19 protein-coding genes are annotated in these 17,298 nt (G+C 62.6%); 8 read left to right on the top strand and 11 right to left on the bottom strand.

What is annotated here, in order from left to right:
• Nucleotides 1–5 precede the first annotated feature (5 nt).
• From BLW62_RS00245 to BLW62_RS00230, 4 genes are all read right to left on the bottom strand, one after another.
• The gene (locus BLW62_RS00245) at nucleotides 6–467 is read right to left on the bottom strand and encodes a PH domain-containing protein (protein ID WP_090503282.1); all 462 of its coding nucleotides are present in this window, start codon (nucleotides 465–467) and stop codon (nucleotides 6–8) included.
• Nucleotides 468–488: 21 nt separating this feature from the next.
• Nucleotides 489–2,219 carry a PH domain-containing protein gene (locus tag BLW62_RS00240; RefSeq protein WP_090503279.1) on the bottom strand — a complete coding sequence of 577 codons (1,731 nt, stop codon included), beginning with the start codon at nucleotides 2,217–2,219 and terminating at the stop codon, nucleotides 489–491.
• Between the two features lie 6 nt (nucleotides 2,220–2,225).
• Nucleotides 2,226–2,678, bottom strand: a complete 453-nt coding sequence (locus BLW62_RS00235) for a PH domain-containing protein (protein WP_090503275.1) — start codon at nucleotides 2,676–2,678, stop codon at nucleotides 2,226–2,228.
• Nucleotides 2,679–2,761: 83 nt separating this feature from the next.
• Nucleotides 2,762–3,016 (bottom strand): BolA family protein, encoded by a 255-nt coding sequence (locus BLW62_RS00230; RefSeq protein WP_090503271.1) that lies wholly within the window; start codon nucleotides 3,014–3,016, stop codon nucleotides 2,762–2,764.
• 189 nt (nucleotides 3,017–3,205) lie between these two features.
• Between BLW62_RS00230 and BLW62_RS00225 the strand changes: the two genes are divergently transcribed.
• The 3 genes from BLW62_RS00225 (at nucleotide 3,206) to BLW62_RS00215 (ending at nucleotide 6,095) form a co-directional block, all read left to right on the top strand.
• A complete protein-coding gene (locus tag BLW62_RS00225) occupies nucleotides 3,206–3,754 on the top strand; it encodes a DUF7523 family protein (protein ID WP_090503267.1) in 549 nt (182 codons plus the stop codon).
• A 25-nt stretch (nucleotides 3,755–3,779) separates the two neighbouring features.
• A complete protein-coding gene (gene cysS, locus BLW62_RS00220) occupies nucleotides 3,780–5,276 on the top strand; it encodes a cysteine--tRNA ligase (protein ID WP_090503262.1) in 1,497 nt (498 codons plus the stop codon).
• Between the two features lie 96 nt (nucleotides 5,277–5,372).
• Nucleotides 5,373–6,095: a DUF6517 family protein gene (locus BLW62_RS00215; RefSeq protein ID WP_090503255.1), complete on the top strand. Its 723-nt coding sequence runs from the start codon at nucleotides 5,373–5,375 to the stop codon at nucleotides 6,093–6,095.
• A 13-nt stretch (nucleotides 6,096–6,108) separates the two neighbouring features.
• Here the strand turns inward: BLW62_RS00215 and BLW62_RS00210 are convergent, their stop codons facing one another.
• From BLW62_RS00210 to BLW62_RS00195, 4 genes are all read right to left on the bottom strand, one after another.
• Nucleotides 6,109–7,254 (bottom strand): presenilin family intramembrane aspartyl protease PSH, encoded by a 1,146-nt coding sequence (locus BLW62_RS00210; RefSeq protein WP_090503251.1) that lies wholly within the window; start codon nucleotides 7,252–7,254, stop codon nucleotides 6,109–6,111.
• A 75-nt stretch (nucleotides 7,255–7,329) separates the two neighbouring features.
• Nucleotides 7,330–7,593, bottom strand: a complete 264-nt coding sequence (locus BLW62_RS00205) for an H/ACA ribonucleoprotein complex subunit GAR1 (protein WP_090503245.1) — start codon at nucleotides 7,591–7,593, stop codon at nucleotides 7,330–7,332.
• Nucleotide 7,594: 1 nt separating this feature from the next.
• Nucleotides 7,595–7,876: a signal recognition particle subunit SRP19 gene (gene srp19 / locus BLW62_RS00200; RefSeq protein WP_076577808.1), complete on the bottom strand. Its 282-nt coding sequence runs from the start codon at nucleotides 7,874–7,876 to the stop codon at nucleotides 7,595–7,597.
• 59 nt (nucleotides 7,877–7,935) lie between these two features.
• Complete coding sequence (locus BLW62_RS00195; RefSeq protein WP_076577806.1) at nucleotides 7,936–9,039, bottom strand: PGF-CTERM-anchored ABC transporter substrate-binding protein; 1,104 nt, start codon at nucleotides 9,037–9,039, stop codon at nucleotides 7,936–7,938.
• Nucleotides 9,040–9,099: 60 nt separating this feature from the next.
• On the opposite strand from BLW62_RS00195, the gene btuC reads away from it, so the two are divergent.
• Together btuC and BLW62_RS00185 are read left to right on the top strand one after the other, a co-directional pair.
• Nucleotides 9,100–10,230: a vitamin B12 ABC transporter permease BtuC gene (gene btuC, locus BLW62_RS00190; protein ID WP_090503241.1), complete on the top strand. Its 1,131-nt coding sequence runs from the start codon at nucleotides 9,100–9,102 to the stop codon at nucleotides 10,228–10,230.
• Nucleotides 10,227–11,855, top strand: coding sequence for a heme ABC transporter ATP-binding protein (locus BLW62_RS00185; RefSeq protein WP_090503237.1), 1,629 nt, complete (start codon nucleotides 10,227–10,229; stop codon nucleotides 11,853–11,855). The genes btuC and BLW62_RS00185 overlap by 4 nt, the downstream gene beginning before the upstream one ends.
• Before the next feature lie 66 nt (nucleotides 11,856–11,921).
• On the opposite strand, the gene BLW62_RS18425 is transcribed toward BLW62_RS00185, so the two are convergent.
• Nucleotides 11,922–12,068 (bottom strand): hypothetical protein, encoded by a 147-nt coding sequence (locus BLW62_RS18425; RefSeq protein ID WP_168170929.1) that lies wholly within the window; start codon nucleotides 12,066–12,068, stop codon nucleotides 11,922–11,924.
• A 99-nt stretch (nucleotides 12,069–12,167) separates the two neighbouring features.
• Between BLW62_RS18425 and BLW62_RS18420 the strand changes: the two genes are divergently transcribed.
• Both BLW62_RS18420 and gatE read left to right on the top strand, forming a co-directional pair.
• Complete coding sequence (locus tag BLW62_RS18420; protein ID WP_175459647.1) at nucleotides 12,168–12,311, top strand: hypothetical protein; 144 nt, start codon at nucleotides 12,168–12,170, stop codon at nucleotides 12,309–12,311.
• Between the two features lie 65 nt (nucleotides 12,312–12,376).
• Nucleotides 12,377–14,245: a Glu-tRNA(Gln) amidotransferase subunit GatE gene (gene gatE / locus BLW62_RS00180; RefSeq protein ID WP_090506360.1), complete on the top strand. Its 1,869-nt coding sequence runs from the start codon at nucleotides 12,377–12,379 to the stop codon at nucleotides 14,243–14,245.
• 68 nt (nucleotides 14,246–14,313) lie between these two features.
• Here the strand turns inward: gatE and BLW62_RS00175 are convergent, their stop codons facing one another.
• A complete protein-coding gene (locus BLW62_RS00175) occupies nucleotides 14,314–14,796 on the bottom strand; it encodes an Lrp/AsnC family transcriptional regulator (protein WP_090503233.1) in 483 nt (160 codons plus the stop codon).
• 180 nt (nucleotides 14,797–14,976) lie between these two features.
• Here BLW62_RS00175 and BLW62_RS00170 point away from each other — a divergent pair, with 180 nt between their 5' ends.
• Complete coding sequence (locus tag BLW62_RS00170; RefSeq protein ID WP_175459646.1) at nucleotides 14,977–16,053, top strand: DMT family transporter; 1,077 nt, start codon at nucleotides 14,977–14,979, stop codon at nucleotides 16,051–16,053.
• Nucleotides 16,054–16,204: 151 nt separating this feature from the next.
• Here BLW62_RS00170 and BLW62_RS00165 read toward each other — a convergent pair whose 3' ends face one another.
• The gene (locus tag BLW62_RS00165) at nucleotides 16,205–17,218 is read right to left on the bottom strand and encodes a hypothetical protein (protein WP_090503229.1); all 1,014 of its coding nucleotides are present in this window, start codon (nucleotides 17,216–17,218) and stop codon (nucleotides 16,205–16,207) included.
• Nucleotides 17,219–17,298: the final 80 nt, after the last annotated feature.

Here is a 17,298-nt window from a genome sequence, read left to right as displayed (position 1 = left end):
GTGAGTTAGACCGCGTCGTCGGCCTCGCTCTCGACTGCCAGTTCGCGCAGCGCGTCCTGGAGGTCTCGAGCACGGTCGGGCGTCAACCCCGGGATTCGTACGTCCGCGTTGCGCGAACCGGCCGTGTAGACGACGACGCTCGAGAGTCCGAGCACTCGTTCGACGGGGCCGAACTGGGTGTCGACGTGCTGGACCCGAACGAAGGGCACCGAGGTTTCGACGAACGTGATAACGCCGCGCTCGAGGTAGAGCGCGTCGTCCTGAAGTTCGTACTGCCATATTTGATACAGTCGAATCGCGTAGACGCTCGTGAGGACGAGGCCGATTGCGATGACGACAGCGATGACCGACACGGGAACGTCTGCGATAAATTGATCGAGGACGACCAAGAGGAGGCCGACGACGAGCGCCTGAAGAGCACCTTTTGCTATCCAGAGGAGCCTAATTCGCGGATGGAGGGGTTCCATAACGCGGCGTTATTGTGGAAATTAGATAAAATCATCGGAGCGTTCACTCGAGGCGGTGAAGTCGACGTCGAGGCCGAGGTCGTCGTCTCGAGCCCGTTCACGAAGCGCCGACTGGAGTCGTTTTCGGCCGGTTCCGTGGGTGTCACGCGCATCCTCGAGATCGACGTCGTAGATGGTCGGCGTCGTCCAAAAGAGCGTTCGCGAACTGGCCGTGTCGATGACGAGCGACGCCAGCCCGAGTCGACGCTGGAAGATCGATCGACGAGTCGAGACGGTCTGGATTCGGTAGTAGGGGATCACCGTCGTTCGGCGCTGCCAAAAGCCTCGTCGAACGATCAAGTGATCCTCGCCGACGTAGTAGCCGAGATTGACGTACTTCAGGTGGGCTGCGGGTGGAACCCCGGCGAAGGCGACAGCAGCGAGGTACCAGCGCTCGAGGCCGGTTGCCTGCGTGATTCCGAAGCTGATCGCGACGATGACGGTGGCGATGAGCGAGTACCGAACGAGGTACCGTCGGCGTGCGATGGGCGGTGGGCGCTGGAATTTCGGCGTTTCGACGCCGGTCAGGTTTTCCGTGAAGCGATGAACGCGTCCTTGTTTCGCCAGCGGGACGGCAGACTGGCTGCCGCCGTTGCTGTCGGGACCGTATCCGGCCGTTTCGACCCAGAGACCGGCGTACTCGATCGCCCGTTGAATCGGGTTGGCGGTCACCGTCACCGATTGGACCTTTTCGACGGGAATCGAGCCGCTGTAACGCTGTAAGAGCCCGCGTTCGTAGACGAAGTCGTCGTCGGCCCGTCCGAGCTGAAAGTCGTAGTACGTTGCGAACGTGTACGCGACGCTCAATACGTACGCGATGACGACACCGTTAGCTATCGAGACGAGCGTCAGGATGCCGTAATCTGTCGTCGTCCCTTCGCCCAGCGATTCGGGGCCACCGACCGGTTGGGCGACGACCACGAGCAACTCGAGGAAGGTATCCGTCGCGATGAAAAAGAGCCCCAAGACGGCAGCGGCGGCCGCGGGCCGAAACGACGTGAACGAGTAGAGGAGGAGTTCTCGAGCCTCGAGGTCGAACAGTCGATGCTGTCGGCGTTGGCCGACTCCTGGTGCGAGAGGAGAGTCGGAGTCGAGTTCTCGAGAGCGGTTCGACGTCGGTTCAGGGGTGCCAGGACCGCCGGTCCCGTCGACCGTTTGGTCGCTGCTCGTGCGCTCGGCTTCGTCGGGGTGTTCGGGTCGATCGGCGACTGACTCGGCTTGGTCGTCCGACGACGATTCCTGTTCGCGTCGTCGACCCCGACGACTCTTTACCTCGGCAGTTCGCCGCCTGATCTGCGTTTGGAGTCTCGTGGCTTCGGATTCGCTGACGAAGTTGAGCGTGGCCTCCGTTGCACCGCCACCTGCGGTCTCGATCGACAGCGTCGCGAGACCGAAGAGTCGTTGAAACACCCCCTGTCGAACGTCGACGTTCTGGATGCGGCCGTAGGGAATTTCACGGGATCGGCGGGCGAAGACACCCGAGGAGACGTCGAACGTGTCCGGCGTAATGGCGTACTCGAATCGGTAGTAGTAGGCGACGCCGTAGGCGACACCGATCGCGAACCCGAGTGGCGCGGCGAGTGGAGACCACGCTGGGCTGATCGGGTCGACGACGGCACCCAACAGTAGAACCAACGCCATCGGTATCCAGAGCCAGATGAGGCCGTATTGAAGCCCGTACGTGGCTGCGCTGAGTGGATGGAGTCGGTTCATCGTGAGTTAGACCGCGTCGTCGGCCTCGCTCTCGACGGCGAGATCACGGAGCGTATCTTGCAGATCATCTGCCCGGTCGGGGGTCAGCCCCGGAATTCGCACGTCCGCGTTGCGCGAACCGGCCGTGTAGACGACGACGCTCGAGAGCCCGAGCACTCGTTCGACGGGGCCGAACTGGGTGTCGACGTGCTGGACCCGAACGAATGGAACGGCCGTCTCGACGAAGGTGACGACACCGCGCTCGAGGTAGAGCGCGTCGTCTTGCAGTTCGAAGCGCCAGACCTGATAGAGGCGGATCGCGTAGACGATCCCCAGCCCGATTCCGACCGCAATGACAGCCCCGACCGCTTCGATGGGGATGTCGATCACCCATTGACCAGCGAGTGCCCCGACGACGCCGAGGACGATCGCCACGTTCGCGATCCAGAGCAGTCTGATTCGCGGGTGAAGGGATTCCATACGCATAGCCTCTCAGGAACGTGGATAAAGTTGCGGTTGTCTCCTCACGTGACGTGATTATCTCGCGGCGGGGCGACCTCGAGTCAGTCCTCTTGCTCGTCGTACTCCTCGGGAGTGTACGTCGACAACTCGAGGGCGTGAATATCGGTCGTCATGTGCTCTCCGAGGGCGTCGTAGACCGCCTGGTGTTGTTGGACCAGCGGGAGGTCTTCGAACGTCGGCGAGACGACGGTGGCTGCGAGGTGGTCGTCGTCGTGTTTGTCTCGCGCGTGCGTGACATTCGCTTCGGCGTTCTCGACGTTCGACTCGATGAGTTCCTCGATGTCGGAGAGATTCATACGCAGACATTCGGACGCTCGAGGCAAAAGCGCCGCGGTCCTGCTCGCAGCGCTCGGGAGTACATGATCTCTTACGCCCCTCGACCGTATCGGCATTGACACATCTGTGCTGGCACGCCGGTGCTGACACGTCGGTACCGCCACGCCGGTGACGGCGAATTTATACCGATCCGGGGCGCTTGCTGCGATATGTCACTGGCAGCCGACGCGCGGCGGGTCGCCGACTCGCACCCGTTTCTCATCACGGCGTTGCGGGCGGGGGTCGTCAACTACACCGCCGCCGCTCGATTTCTCGAGGTCGACGGCGAGACTGACGCGGTCGCGACGGCGTTGCGACGCTACGCGGAGGAGTTACCGGCACACGAGACGAGGACCCGAGACGCTCGAGTCACGATGGAGAGTGGGATCGGCCCGGTCGAAGCGGGGGCGGACAGTGCGAGACCGGATGGTGGGGGATCAGCCGACGCAGGGGCGGACGAGGCGTTGATCACGGTCGGCGGGAGTGCGTTCGGACCGACTGGGGGCGACAGAACGGCCGTGATCGCGACCGGCGACGTGGACGCGACGGCACTCGCGGAAGTCATCCACCGACTGTCGCGTTCGGGTATCGAGCCCCACGCGGCGGGCGTCGGCAAGGAATCATTGGTCGTCGTCGTCGATCGACTCGAGGGGGCGAACGCGCTCCGGGCGGTCGAGGACGCGCTCGAGTCGTGTCTCGACGCTCATCACACGCTTTAACTTTCGTCCGGAGGAAGTGAGCCTAATGACCCTGCACGTGACGAACACGTTGACGGGCGAGAGAGAGCCCTTCGAGCCACAGGATCCAGAGAACGTCTTGCTCTACTACTGTGGCCTGACGGTCTCCGATCCGCCTCACCTGGGCCACGCGCGCTCGTGGGTCCACGTCGACGTCATGCACCGCTGGCTCGAGCACCTGGGCTACGACGTGCGTCACGTCGAGAACTTCACCGACGTCAACGAGAAGATCGTCGCCCGGGTGGGTGAGGACGACCTCGGCTCGGACGAAAACGACGTCGCGGAGACGTACATCGAACGGACGCTCGCGGATATGCGAGCCCTCAACCTCCTCCGGGCGGAAGTCTACCCGCGCGTTTCAGAACACGTCCCCGAAATCGTCGACCTCGTCGAAACCCTGATCGAGAAGGACTACGCGTACGAGTCGAACGGCTCGGTCTACTTCGACGTGACGAGTTTCGAAGAGTACGGTAAGCTCTCGAATCAGGAACTCGAGGAGATCGAATCCCAGGGCGAAGCCGACGAGCGCTCCGAGAAGCGCCACCCTGCGGATTTCGCACTCTGGAAAGCCGGCGGCGTCGACGAGTCGTCCGTTCACGAACACCGCCACGACGATGTGGCGTTCGACTGCGAGGACGAACCGAGCGGCCAGACCTGGGAGTCGCCGTGGGGCGAGGGTCGTCCCGGCTGGCACATCGAGTGCTCGGCGATGAGCATGACGCACCTCGAGGAAACGCTCGACATTCACGTGGGTGGCCGGGATCTGGTCTTCCCCCACCACGAGAACGAAATCGCCCAGTCAGAAGCTGCGACCGGCCAGCAATTCGCGAACTACTGGCTTCACTGTGAGCTGTTCCAGATGGACGACGAGAAGATGTCCTCGAGTCTGGGCAACTTCGTCACGGTCGACGACGCCGTCGAGCAGTGGGGGACGAACGCGCTTCGCACCTTCCTCACCGCGGGGTCGTACAACAGCAAACAGCTCTACTCGGACGAGACCATCGCCGAGGCCCGGGAGCGATGGGATCGACTCGAGCGCGCCTACGAGTCGGCCGTCGAGGCGCTCGACTCGCCGGCCGCACGGACGAAAGCGTCGGACGACTCGCTTCGGGAAGCAGTCCGAGACGCCCGTTCGGACTTCGTCGCCGCGATGAACGACGACTTCAACACGCGTGAGGCACAGGCCGCGTTGCTCGAGATCGCATCGGCGCTGAACGCACACCTCGAGAGCCGAGACGAGTACGACTACCGCGGGCTCCGAGCGGCCGTCGAAACGCTCGAGGAACTCGGCGATGTCCTCGGCCTCTCGTTCGTCGGGGAAACGACCGGGACGGCCGACCTCGCGGGCGATGTCGTCGACCTCGTTCTCGACGTTCGCGAACGGGAACGCTCGGCGGGGAACTACGAGCGAGCGGACGAGTTGCGCGACGAACTCGAGGGACTCGGCATCGAGATTCAGGATACCGACGACGGCGCGAGCTACCGGTTGCCGAGCGACGAGTAGTCCGCTGGTCTTTTGCGACCGTTTCTGCGAGGGCCCATTTCAGCGAGTGACAACAGTCACGAGCTATATACGCTCGAGTGGGGACGACCTGAGTAGATGAATCGACGGGTGTTTCTCGGGGCAAGCGTATCCGGCATAGTCGGCGTCACTGCGGGCTGTCTGAGTGATATTATCGACGACGAGACGACGTTCCAGGCGTCGCTGGTTCGCGTCTCTCCGGACGCTGTCGACGAGACCGACTACGAGCATACCCGCACCGAAGAACGGGTCGAACACCGGGAGTACGAGGACGAATCGTACGAGGAAACGAGCTACGTGAGCGAGTACGTCCGGGAGGTCGAACACTCACTCGAGGACCTCGAGTCGTCGTCCGTTCCGGCCGTCGTCTCCGTCGTGTCCACGCCGACAGTCGTGGTCGCGGGCGAGGAACTCGAGACGCTCGCAGACCGCGATCCCGAAGTCATCGTCGAATCGGTTCAGGACGAGTACGAAGATTTCAGCGTCGAGAACAACGTCGGCGGCCGTGCCGTCGAGATCGACGACCTAGAGGTTCGGGTCTCCTTCGATACGTACGCCGCGACGGCGACGGTGGCCGACGACGCTGACGCGGAGATTGACTGCGTCGTCGACGTCGTTCGATTCGACGCCGGCGAGGATTCACTCGTCACGGTCGGTATCTATCCTGAGGACGAGAGCCTCGAGTTGAGCGACGAACAGGACGAGGTCGACACCCTCCTTGCTGGTCTCGAACACGGTGAGGACGTAGACGTAGATATCGACGAGGAGACGGAGATCGACCACACGGACGATGACGAATAGAACCGGCGACCGCTCAGAATCCGAGCGCAGTCGAAATCGATAGCCCGCTCGCGATCGCCCCGAGCAGGTAGCCGCCGATTGCGCCCCCGTTGAGCAACGGTAAGCCAGCGTGGGGTCGGCCCTTGAGCACCATGTACATGAGTACCAGGAGGCCGGCGATCGTTCCGATGATCGCGCCGAGTGCAGGCACGTTCAGCGCGAGTCCGGGTACGTCGATCGTTCCAGCCTCGAGGAAGTACGCGGCGCTCGCGACGAGGATTGTCGGAATCACGGCGTCGCCGAGGCCGATGAACAGCGCGTCGCGTTCGCGTTCTTCAGCGGAGAGTTCCTCGGCGTCAGTGTCGCCGTCGGAGCCACTTCCGACCTCGAGATCGGAGTCGCCTTCAGCCTCGAGATTGGCGTCTGTCTCGGTGTCGAGATCGGCGTCCGCTTCGGACTCGGTGGCGGGGTTTGGTTCGGTCTCGGCCGCGGTACCCGAATCCTCATCGTCGGTCGAGTGGCGTTCGTCCGATGGATGCCCGTCTTCGACATCGGTGACCCCCTCGGTGCTTCCAGCCTCGAGGTACGAGTAGGAAAGCGTCGTGGGGACGACGAGGACGACGGGGATTTTGAGGTCCATCACGCCTTCCGCGAGGTCGAGCATGTGCTCGGTTCGGTAGACGCTAATCGCGTCGTAGATGGCGAGAATCGAGAGCAAGAGGATGGCGGGCAGGAGACCGAAGCTGATTCCAAAGAGGGCGGCCGCGCCAGCGCCCAACACGATACCCGTGGCGTCGATGACGTACCACTCGGGATAGACCAGCAGGGCTGCTCCGACGGCGAGTGCGCCGAGTGCGGCGAGGACGTTAGTCGAGGCGACGGTGACCACCGGCGGGACGAGTTCGGCGAAGACGAACCACCCGAGCATCACGCTGACGCCGACGATGAGGGCCCTGATAAGCCAGTCTGCGTTGTACTTGAACGTGAGGAGCATGAACGCCGTTGCGACGAGAATAATTCCAAAGTAGAACGCGCTGTTGGCCGGATCGTCCGGGTCGTCGACGGCCTGATGTCCCGCTTCCTGAAACGGTTCGACCAGCGCGAGCGTCCCGAGCTGGATCGCGAGGAAGAGCGCCACCGTAAATCCGACGGCGGCAGAGACTCGAGTCCGATGGTTCATAGCCCGGCGTTCGTATCCTGCTGGTATGGGTGTTTTCGTCTCCGCTCGAGGAGGCGTACGGCGAACTCACCTCACTTAGCGTGTGTAGAGCTTCGAACCGACGAGCGACGGCAGGTGGACGCCGTCCTCCGGTGTCACCGCAACGTAGGGTTGCTCGACGGGTCCGAACACGTCGACGACGCGACCGACGGTCTCGAGGTCGTCGTCGATGACCATCGTCCCGATTTCGTCGCGAAACGCGTTGCCGCCAGCGCCCGCAGCGTTCTCGTCACTCCGTTCGCTCGCGCGGAGGACGGCGAGTCCCTGTGCCGTTCTGACGACGGAGCCAACCCGTCGCATCTTACTCACGCATCGCGACGACGTACGCCGCGACGGCCTGAACGAGGTCGTTCTTCGACGAATCGTCGGCACCGCGAACGACGACCCGACCCCGGTCGGCCCAGTGCTCTCGAGAGTAGGCTTTGTCCCGTTCGATCGAGGCGTCGTAGCCGATCTGTTGGACTGCCTTGGCGATTTCGTCGACCGTCGGTTCCTCGACGGCGAGCTCCTGTGAAACGCGCCGCCCGTCGGCCCGCGAAAGGGCCGCATCGAGATAGGCGGGCCAGATGACGTTCTCGACCATACACTCATCTCGGCAGTCCGACCGGTAAACCCTTTTCAAAATCAGTGGGGAGAGATTCCCTATCGGAACCGAACGAGGAACCCGACGGCGAGCAAGGCTGCGGCAACCGCGGCGGGAACGCCGAAGCCGGGGATCGGTTCGCTTTCGTCGCCGTCGTCAGCGTCGTCAGCGTCGTCGGCACCCTCAGCGTCCGATTCGTGCGCCTCGGCTTCGTCTGCGAGATCCTCGACAGTTTCGACGATCATCGGCCCTGGCTGGTTCATCAGGTTGTCGTTGACCGGAACGAAGTTTTCTTCTTCAGCCGCCGTCGTCGCCTCGACGGCATCCGGTATCGGTGGCTCGTCCTGATAGTCGGGATAGATGATGACGTCAGGATCCGCTTCGACCACCATCTCCGGGTCGATCTCGCCCCACTCCTCGACGCCAGCATCCTCGGCGATGTTCTCGAATCCGGCCGCCTCGAGCACGTCGTGGTTGAACGAGCCGGGACCGGCCGTGTAGCCTTCTTCGTCCATCGCGAAGTACGCCGTCGGCGACTCGTCGATGTCCGGTTCGGCGTCCTCGAGTCGGTCGTCCATCTCCTCGACCGTGTCGGTTGCACCCTCACACTCGCCGACGAGTTGCCCGGTGAGTGCGACGTTCTCGGTGACGTCGTCGATACTGTTGGCGTCCTCGACGACGAAAACGGTCAGGTCGGCCTCGTCACGGAGTTGGTCGATCAATCCCTCCTGGCTGAGTGCCGTTTCGTCGGCGACGACCACGTCAGGATCGAGATCGATGACCTGTTCGGCGTCGGTCGTCACGCCGTCGTCTTCGGTAATGTCGGTCGCGTGATCTTCGACGTCGAGGTAGTCGGTGAATTCGCCGATCGGCATGCCGACGACCTGCTCTTGGGCACCGATTTCGTAGGTCGTTTGTGCGTCACTCGGCTGTAAGGCGACGACTTCCTCCGGTTCTTCGTCGATCGTGACGGTCTCACCGGTCGCGTCGGTCATCTCGAGGGGATACTCACAGACGGTATCGTCCTGAATCGACGGTGTGACGTCACCCGCCGAGGTGCTCGTTTCGGGTGTGGCGTGTGTAGTAGCGCCGGCCGCGGCGGCCGGGGCGAACGCTGCGGTGGCAACGAACACTGCCACGACGAGTGCTGCGATAGGTCGCATACCTCCGACTCTGGAGCCACTTCAACAAATATTTGGCTAATCCAATCGTGGTTGTGACGTATGTACCGACCGGGCCGGCTCCTCGCGTGGTCGATGGGGTTGTTCGCCCTCCTCGTGGCCACGATCGTCGCCAGCGCGGCGCTTGGCTCGGTCCGGATCGACCCGCTCACGGTTTCGATGGCCGTCCTCAACGCGCTCGCCGTTCCCGTCGGGGCCAGCCTCGAGTCGTCCGGGCTTCCGGTCACCGGGTGGTCGATTCCGTTCCCGTCGTTCGAGTACCGTCCGCTGTTCGGCTTCGACGTGCCCGACAGCCATCAGATCATCGTCACCGACGTCCGCCTGCCGCGGATCGCCCTCGCAGCCACCGTCGGATTCTCGCTCGCCGCGGCCGGGACGGTGATGCAAGGATTCTTCCGCAATCCGCTCGCCGACCCCTCGATAATCGGCGTCTCGTCGGGTGCTGCCGCCGGTGCCGTCGCAGCCATCGCCTTCCCAGCACTGATTCCGTTCGGTGGCCTCCACCTCGCGGCGTTCGTCGGTGCGCTGGGAACGGCCTTTTTCGTCTACGCGATCGCGACCGAAGGCGGGCGAACGCCGGTTGCAACGTTGCTCCTCGCGGGCGTCGCGATTCAGGCCTTCCTCGGCGCGATGATCTCCTACATGCTCGTCCACAGCGGTGACGACCTTCGACAGGCCGTCGTCTGGATGATGGGCCATCTGAGCAACAGTACGTGGAGCGACGTCGCCTTCGCCCTCCCGGTGACGCTCGTCGGCGTGGCCATCTTGCTTACCTACACTCGAGAGATGAACGTCTTGCTCCTCGGGGAGGAAGACGCCCACCACCTCGGCGTCGACGTCGAACGGACCAAACTCCTCTTGCTCGCACTGGCGAGCATCGTCACCGCTGCGGGCGTGGCCGTCGCTGGCGTCATCGGATTCGTCGGCCTCGTCGTCCCCCACATCATGCGACTCCTCGTCGGCCCGGATCACCGAATCCTCCTGCCGACCAGTGCGCTCGCGGGGGCGTCGTTTCTGGTCGTAACGGATACGATCGCCCGACTCGGAACGCTCTCGTTCCCACTGGGTATCCAGATCGAGACGCCGGTGGTTCCCGTGGGGATCATCACGGCCGCACTCGGCGCGCCCTTCTTCCTGTTCTTGCTCACGCGACGGGAGGTGCACTCGGTATGAATCCGTTTACTTCCGGCGCGAACTCGGATAGTACCGACACCCACTGGGAACCCCTCGAGACCGAGGAACGCGACTCGCTTCCATTCGCGAGTTCCGGACGGACACCAGTATCCGCGTCGATCGAGATCGAGAACTGTTCGCTCTCGTTCGGCGACCTCTCCGTTCTCGAGGACGTCTCGCTCACCGTCGACGCTGGTGAGTTCGTCGGCTTCATCGGCCCCAACGGAGCCGGGAAGACGACGCTCCTTCGAGCGATCAGTAGCGCACTCGAGCCGGATTCGGGGACGATCACGGTCGACGGAACCGACGTCCACGACGCCTCTTCGAGGGCCTCGAGTCGGTTGCTCTCGGTCGTTCCCCAGGATACGTCGCTCTCGTTTTCCTTCCCCGTCCGCGACGTCGTGGCCATGGGCCGTCACCCCCATCGCTCTCGCTTTAGCGCGCCCACGGACGAGGACCGGCTTGCGGTCGAACGAGCGCTCGAGCGAACGCGAACGACCGAGTTGGCTGATCGACCGATCGACGAGATTAGCGGCGGCCAGCGCCAACGTGTCGTCCTCGCGCGAGCGATCGCACAGGAGACGCCCGTTATGTTGCTCGACGAACCGACCGCGAGCCTCGACGTGAACCATCAGGTCGAGACGCTCGAGTTGGTTCGCGACCTCGTCGACGACGGCCAGACCGTCTGTGCGGCGATTCACGACCTCGATCTGGCCGCCCGCTACTGTGATCGTCTCGTCTTGCTCGCCGATGGCTCGGTCTACCGGAGTGGGCCGCCGGAGGACGTACTAACGGGTGAGACGCTCTCCGCGGTCTTCGAGGCGAGCGCAACGGTGACGCAGAATCCCGTTACGGGGACCGAACAGGTGACGGCACTACCGACTACCGACGGAACTGCGGACCGACTCGAGGCGACAAATTCGAGCGGAATGGACAACGATGAGAGAGCCAACAACGGCGGCAGAGTCGACAACGACGGTGGTGCCACGAACGTCACCGTCCACGTCCTCGGGACTGGACAGGTCAGTGCGGGCGTCGTCTCGCGACTCGAGACAGCGAATCGCGACTTCTCGGTAACCGTCGGTCCCGTGACCCGCGGGAGCACAGTCGCCGATATCGCGCGCCGACACGACCTCGCGTGTCTCGAGATCGGCCCCTACGAGTCGCCATCGCCGGCCGTACACCCGACGTTCGAGGAGCGAGTCGGAACTGCCGACGTCACGGTCGTCACCGAACGCGTCGTCGAATCGGTTGGGCCCGGGTCGCGCGCACTCCTCGAGACGGTCGATGCAGTCGCCGACTCGGTCGTGATCGTGACGGACTCGAGCGGAGACGACGGACGGGTCAACAACCCTCGGGAAGCCGACAGTCGAGTCAGTGCCACCCGTGAAGACGACGTATCTGGTAGCGACTATCCAGCGTCGCAAACGGCCCCCGAAACGTTCTCGAGTCACCAGCGAGTGATTGCTGGAACCCGAGAGACCGTTCTCGAGTCCATCGACGCCGCACTCGAGGAACACACGAACGCGGTCGACTCGCGTCGGACCGCCGGGTCCGCGAGTAGCGGATCGACTTCCGAAGACGATTCGAGTCCGGGCGCCTCGGCGGAGTCCTCGAGCGATTAGAGAGTTGCAGAGCGCGGTATCAATCTGGGTTCTCGGTTTGCACCCTCGGGACGCTCGGGAGGGGCTTTACCAGCCGATCAGTCGAAGAATGATCCCGAGAATGATTCCCGAGATGCCGACGAGAAGTCCAACTCCGGGGATGACGGGGATCGGAATGAGACCGATTGCGAGCACGATCGCGAGGATGATGACGATCGTCGAGAGTCTAACCATACTAAATTCTGTCACGACATCGACCGGTAATGATAGTGCTTGCATGTGCGAGACGCGAAGTGTATTTACGACTGTCCGTCACGCTTTCCGAGAGAGAATATGCTCGAGACAATTGCGATCGTCCTGCTCTTCGTGAGCGTCGGCGTTCTATTATTCCTGCCGACTATCGCAATTAGCTGGTGGCAATCGCGCGAGCGAGATGAACGAGACGACCGTGATTCGAGCGAGCGCGCACGTGAGTAATGCGGCCGACGACGACTGAACGCAACTGGACGGTTTTTTACCCTTCCGCCTCCGAGTGGCCGCTAATGAGCGAGTACGATTACGACGAGCTCGGACTCGTCGCCGGGCTGGAGATCCACCAGCAACTCGAGACGGCGACGAAGCTGTTCTGTCAGTGTCCGACCGAGCTTCGCGAGCCCGAGGAGTCGTCGCGGACGTTCACGCGCTATCTCCACCCGACGCGCAGCGAACTGGGCGAGATCGATGAAGCCGCCTTAGAAGAGAGCAAGGTCGACCGCGAGTTCGAGTACCTCGCGTACGACTCGACGTGTCTGGTCGAAGAGGACGACGAGCCACCACACGAACTGGATGCAGAGGCTCTCGAGACGGTCCTCGAGATCGCCCAGCTAATGGACATGCGCCCGGTCGATCAGGCGAACGTCATGCGAAAGCTCGTCGTCGACGGCTCGAACACGTCAGGTTTCCAGCGCTCGACGTTGATCGCAACTGGCGGCGGGATCGAGACCAGCGAGGGCAGCGTCGGCATCGAAGACCTCCTCCTCGAGGAAGAGAGCGCCCAGCGCGTCGAGGAGACCGACGACGGCGTCCGCTACAGCCTAGATCGGCTGGGGATTCCGCTCGTCGAGATTGGCACGAAGCCCGACATCGCCTCTCCCGAACAGGCGCTCGAGGCTGCCGAACGAATCGGCATGCTGCTTCGTTCGACGGGCAAGGTAAAACGCGGGCTCGGAACCATCCGTCAGGACGTGAACGTCTCTATCGCGGAGGGGGCCCGCGTCGAGATCAAGGGCGTCCAGAGTCTGGACGACATCGACGACATCGTCCGCAACGAGGTCGGTCGACAGGCCGAACTCGTCGGCATTCGCGAGGAACTCGAGGAACGCGAGGCTGCCGTCGGCGAGGAACAGGACGTCAGCGAGGTTTTCGAGGGAACCGACAGCGGCGTCATCGCCGGTGCACTCAGTAGCGGTGGATCGGTGATGGCCGTCCCGCTCTACGGTTTCGACGGGATCGTCGGCCGTGAGATCGCTCCCGATCGTCGGCTCGGAACCGAACTCTCCGACCACGCCAAGCGCCACGGCGCCGGCGGAATCTTCCACACGGACGAACTCCCGGCATACGGCGTGACCGAGGACGAAGTCGACGCGCTTCGCGACGCCGTCGGGGCCGGTCCCGAAGACGCCGTCGCGATCGTCGCTGCTGACACCGACGTCGCCAAAGCCGCAATCGAGGCCGCCGCCGAACGCGCCACGACCGCCCTCGAGGGCGTCCCCGAGGAGACCCGCGGCGCGAACGACGACGGGACGACCCGTTACCTGCGCCCACTTCCCGGTGCCGCGCGGATGTACCCCGAGACGGACGTGCCACCCGTCGAACCGGACCCGAGCGAGGTTCCAGAGCCGGAACTCCTGACCGAGAAGGTCGAACGGTATCAAGACGAGCACGACCTCGGTGCCGGACTGGCCGAACAGGTCGCCTACGGCAGACGGATGCCACTCTTCGAGGACGTAGTCGCCGACAACATCGATCCGACGCTCGCCGCGACCACCCTCGAGTCGACGCTCACCGAACTCAGACGAGACGACGTGCCGGTCGAGAACCTCGAACGCGGGCATCTCGAGGCCGTGCTCTCGATGGCCGAAGAGGGCGACCTCCCTAACGAAGGAGTGCCGGATCTACTCTCCGAACTGGCTCGAGAGCCAGACCAAACCGCCGAAGCGGCGGCTGAAGCGGCGGGACTCGGCGGCGTCGACGAAACGGAGGTTCGGGAAGCCGTCGTCGAGGTCGTCGAACGCAACGAGTCACAGGTCGCAGACGAAGGAATGCAGGCGTTCTCCGGACTCATGGGCGAGTGTATGGGCGCGCTGCGAGGGAAGGCCGACGGCGACCTCGTGAGCGAGTTGCTGCGTGAAGAGATTCAAAAACGGACGTAGACCGTCTGGAAAAACGCTCGAGACGCATTTTGTCGCCACCTTCGTAACTGCGAATTCGAATAGCGTGCTCACTCACCGGCGAGTTCCTCGAGCAACGTCTCTAGCTCGTAACTCTGGAGTGCGTCCCGCTCTTCGATGGCTGAAATCACGAACGTCGAATCGGTCCGGTCGACGCCTTCGATCTGTTCGAACTCCGCGATCAGTCGTTCGACCATCTCGCTGGCGCTCAGTCGAGCAAGGACGATGAAGTCGGTTTTCCCCATCGTGAAGTAGACGTTCGTGACGCCCTCGACGGTCAGCAGTCGGTCGGCGAACTCCTCGTAGGAGCCCTGATAATCGGCGTGAACCTCGACGAGGACCGTCACGCCGAGACCGAGTTCCTCGAGGTCGATCTCGTAGCGATCGTTCGTGATGATTCCCTCCTCCCGAAGGTTGCTCAACCGATAGTGAATCGTGGAGACCGGGATTCCAGTGGCTTCGTGGAGTCGTTCCGGGCTCCCGGTCTCGAGTTCCGAAATTGCCTTCAGCAGTCGCACGTCGCGCTCGTCCATGTAGTACACTCATCGTTCGGTTCGAATATATCCTTCGTCTGACGTACTTGGATATATCTATAACACAGTCCATCACTGTGGCAGTACATTCGGATGTAATCCATATGTGTGGTTCTTGATTCGGCTCAGAGAGTGCGCTTGTAGAAGGATCTAAATATACCCCTCCATTCTGAATCGGATATGACTCATCTACTCTCCCGCCGATCTGAGTACCGAGAACTGGTGCTCTTTTCGATACTCGCACTCTGCTGGGGAAGTTCGTTCGTCGCAATCGAAGTCGGCCTCGAGTACGTTCCACCGTTGTTATTCGCCGGCTTTCGCTACCTCGTCGCGGGCGCGATCGTCTTCGCCTATGCGGTGGTCGCAACCGACCGAATACGCCCACGGACTCGCGGTGAGTGGCTCATCGTCTCCATCGCGGGCGTCTTCGTGATCGGTCTCTACCACGGGCTCTTGTACCTCGGTGAGCTCTACGTCTCGGGAGCAGTCGCCGCAACGGTCGTCAGTACGGCCCCGATTCTGACGGTTGTCTTCGCCAGTCTCCTGTTGCCGAATCAGCGAATTAACGGACTCAGCGTTATCGGGTTCGTCCTCGGACTGGTGGGTGTAATCCTCGTCGTTCGACCGTCTCCGGCATCGCTCCACGGCGACATGACCTACGGGGCGATACTCGTCCTCGGTGCTGCGATTACCTTCGCGCTCGGGAGCGTCCTCGTCCGACCGATCGAGTCCGCACTTCCGATCGAAACGCTCCAGGCGTGGGCGATGCTCATCGGTGCCGGCGTCCTGTTCGCCTGGGCGGGCGTTCGCGGTGAGTCGATGGCTGGCGTCGAATTGACGACGACAGCGTTGCTCTCGTACGCGTACCTGACGATTATCTCCGGCGTCTTCGCGTTCTTGCTCTACTTCGAGTTGCTCGAGCAAAGCGGACCAACGCAGGTCAACCTCGTGGGCTACGCCGAACCTGCCGTCGCGATCGTCGTCAGTTGGTTGGTACTCGGCTCGATCGTCGACTCGATTACGATCGTCGGACTGCTCACGATCCTTGTGGGCTTTCTCGTCATCAAGCGAAACGCGATCCGCTCCGCCCTGGTGTCGGCGCGTTCGGGCAAGCCAAATCGGGGACTTCCTGAGACGCACGTCGAAACCACTGCCAAAACTCGTGTCGAAGCTAGCACCGAAACCCACGCTAAAGCCAGAACAGATGGTGGAGTCATCCCCGAATCCGACTCGAGTGAGTTACCCAACGAGCGCTAACCCTCGAGTTCGAAGCGGTAGTCCTCGGGTCTGACGGCCTCGTTCGTATCGTGCTCAACGGACTATCCGTTTCGCACTCAACGTCTCCGCTCGTAGTCGTCCTCGACGACTCGGACGTAAAGTAAATCGCTAGGAAGAGCCCGTCTGGCACTCAATCAGTCAGCTCTCCCGTGTACTCACCGTCGACCCGCACGGCGGTGTCGTCGGTCGTAGTCTCGGTCGAGTCTGAGTCGGTTCCGAGTGCCGACTCGAGTCCCTCTCCGTCCAGTGAATCTTCCCCGGCGTACGTCACGAGCGTACTGGCGTGTGCGCCGTCGGATTCGACCGCGAGGTGTTGGTGAACGGCCGACGCATCCTCGAAGGCTCCAAATTCGAACTCGAGGCCCTCCTCGTCTTCCGCCGGTTGCTCGCCGTCGATCGTCTCGGCGGGAAGGGCCTCGTCGTCAGTGTACACACCGAGCGTGATCCCTCCCGTTTCGCCCGTCCGGAGCAGCCACTCGAAGTCGTCGTCGGTTTCGTGTTTGGGCTCTCGTTCACCAGCTGCGGTCTCGATGAGTCTGTCGACTCCCTCGAGTGCGTCGTACTCGTCGTCGTTCGGATTCGGGTACGAAAAGGCGTACACGTCGTCGGTGATCCCGACGATTTCGTCAGTTTCGGCGTCACTAAAGAGTGCTGACGAATCCGATTCTGACTCGAGGTCGTATCCCGCCTGCTCGAGGTCGGTGTAGAGACCGTCGTAATCGTACTCGCCGACGACTGCGAAAGCACCGTTCGCGTACACGAGCGCACCCTCGCCCGTCGGTGTCTCGTCGTTGTCGCTGTAGGCGGTCGCTCCTGGGGAGTTAGCCAGGTGAGAAAACCCACTCGAGTTGAGGACGGCGACGACGATCGGGTTCCCGATGAGCGGATCGTCCGGTTCGTCACCAGCCGTCGTGTCTTCCTCGTCGATGATAGTCGCCATCGTCTCGAAATCGATCGCACCATAGACGTACGGCGAGTAGTCTCCGGCGGGGAGAATCGACGCGTACGACGGTAATCCACCGTCGGCCTCGATCCCACCGTCCGATTCCTCATCGTCGGAACTGGTTAACTCCGAGCACCCAGCGAGGGCCAGCATTCCACCCGCGGCGAGAGACAGTGCGTGTCGTCGATTGACCTCGATCATCCAGTAGTAGTGATTACCACTGATATATCATTGTAGTGGTATTCGTTCCGTTCGTCTCGCAGTGTCCACGAGGTGCGAGA

This window comes from Natronorubrum sediminis (assembly GCF_900108095.1).
GTDB classification, from domain to species: Archaea; Halobacteriota; Halobacteria; order Halobacteriales; family Natrialbaceae; genus Natronorubrum; species Natronorubrum sediminis.
This window is presented reverse-complemented; position numbering and strand designations above follow the sequence as displayed.

Coding starts and splice junctions, on each gene's coding strand:
- BLW62_RS00245 (WP_090503282.1), bottom strand. CDS start 467: ATGGAACCCCTCCATCCGCGAATTAGGCTCCTCTGGATAGCAAAAGGT.
- BLW62_RS00240 (WP_090503279.1), bottom strand. CDS start 2,219: ATGAACCGACTCCATCCACTCAGCGCAGCCACGTACGGGCTTCAATAC.
- BLW62_RS00235 (WP_090503275.1), bottom strand. CDS start 2,678: ATGGAATCCCTTCACCCGCGAATCAGACTGCTCTGGATCGCGAACGTG.
- BLW62_RS00230 (WP_090503271.1), bottom strand. CDS start 3,016: ATGAATCTCTCCGACATCGAGGAACTCATCGAGTCGAACGTCGAGAAC.
- BLW62_RS00225 (WP_090503267.1), top strand. CDS start 3,206: ATGTCACTGGCAGCCGACGCGCGGCGGGTCGCCGACTCGCACCCGTTT.
- cysS (WP_090503262.1), top strand. CDS start 3,780: ATGACCCTGCACGTGACGAACACGTTGACGGGCGAGAGAGAGCCCTTC.
- BLW62_RS00215 (WP_090503255.1), top strand. CDS start 5,373: ATGAATCGACGGGTGTTTCTCGGGGCAAGCGTATCCGGCATAGTCGGC.
- BLW62_RS00210 (WP_090503251.1), bottom strand. CDS start 7,254: ATGAACCATCGGACTCGAGTCTCTGCCGCCGTCGGATTTACGGTGGCG.
- BLW62_RS00205 (WP_090503245.1), bottom strand. CDS start 7,593: ATGCGACGGGTTGGCTCCGTCGTCAGAACGGCACAGGGACTCGCCGTC.
- srp19 (WP_076577808.1), bottom strand. CDS start 7,876: ATGGTCGAGAACGTCATCTGGCCCGCCTATCTCGATGCGGCCCTTTCG.
- BLW62_RS00195 (WP_076577806.1), bottom strand. CDS start 9,039: ATGCGACCTATCGCAGCACTCGTCGTGGCAGTGTTCGTTGCCACCGCA.
- btuC (WP_090503241.1), top strand. CDS start 9,100: ATGTACCGACCGGGCCGGCTCCTCGCGTGGTCGATGGGGTTGTTCGCC.
- BLW62_RS00185 (WP_090503237.1), top strand. CDS start 10,227: ATGAATCCGTTTACTTCCGGCGCGAACTCGGATAGTACCGACACCCAC.
- BLW62_RS18425 (WP_168170929.1), bottom strand. CDS start 12,068: ATGGTTAGACTCTCGACGATCGTCATCATCCTCGCGATCGTGCTCGCA.
- BLW62_RS18420 (WP_175459647.1), top strand. CDS start 12,168: ATGCTCGAGACAATTGCGATCGTCCTGCTCTTCGTGAGCGTCGGCGTT.
- gatE (WP_090506360.1), top strand. CDS start 12,377: ATGAGCGAGTACGATTACGACGAGCTCGGACTCGTCGCCGGGCTGGAG.
- BLW62_RS00175 (WP_090503233.1), bottom strand. CDS start 14,796: ATGGACGAGCGCGACGTGCGACTGCTGAAGGCAATTTCGGAACTCGAG.
- BLW62_RS00170 (WP_175459646.1), top strand. CDS start 14,977: ATGACTCATCTACTCTCCCGCCGATCTGAGTACCGAGAACTGGTGCTC.
- BLW62_RS00165 (WP_090503229.1), bottom strand. CDS start 17,218: ATGATCGAGGTCAATCGACGACACGCACTGTCTCTCGCCGCGGGTGGA.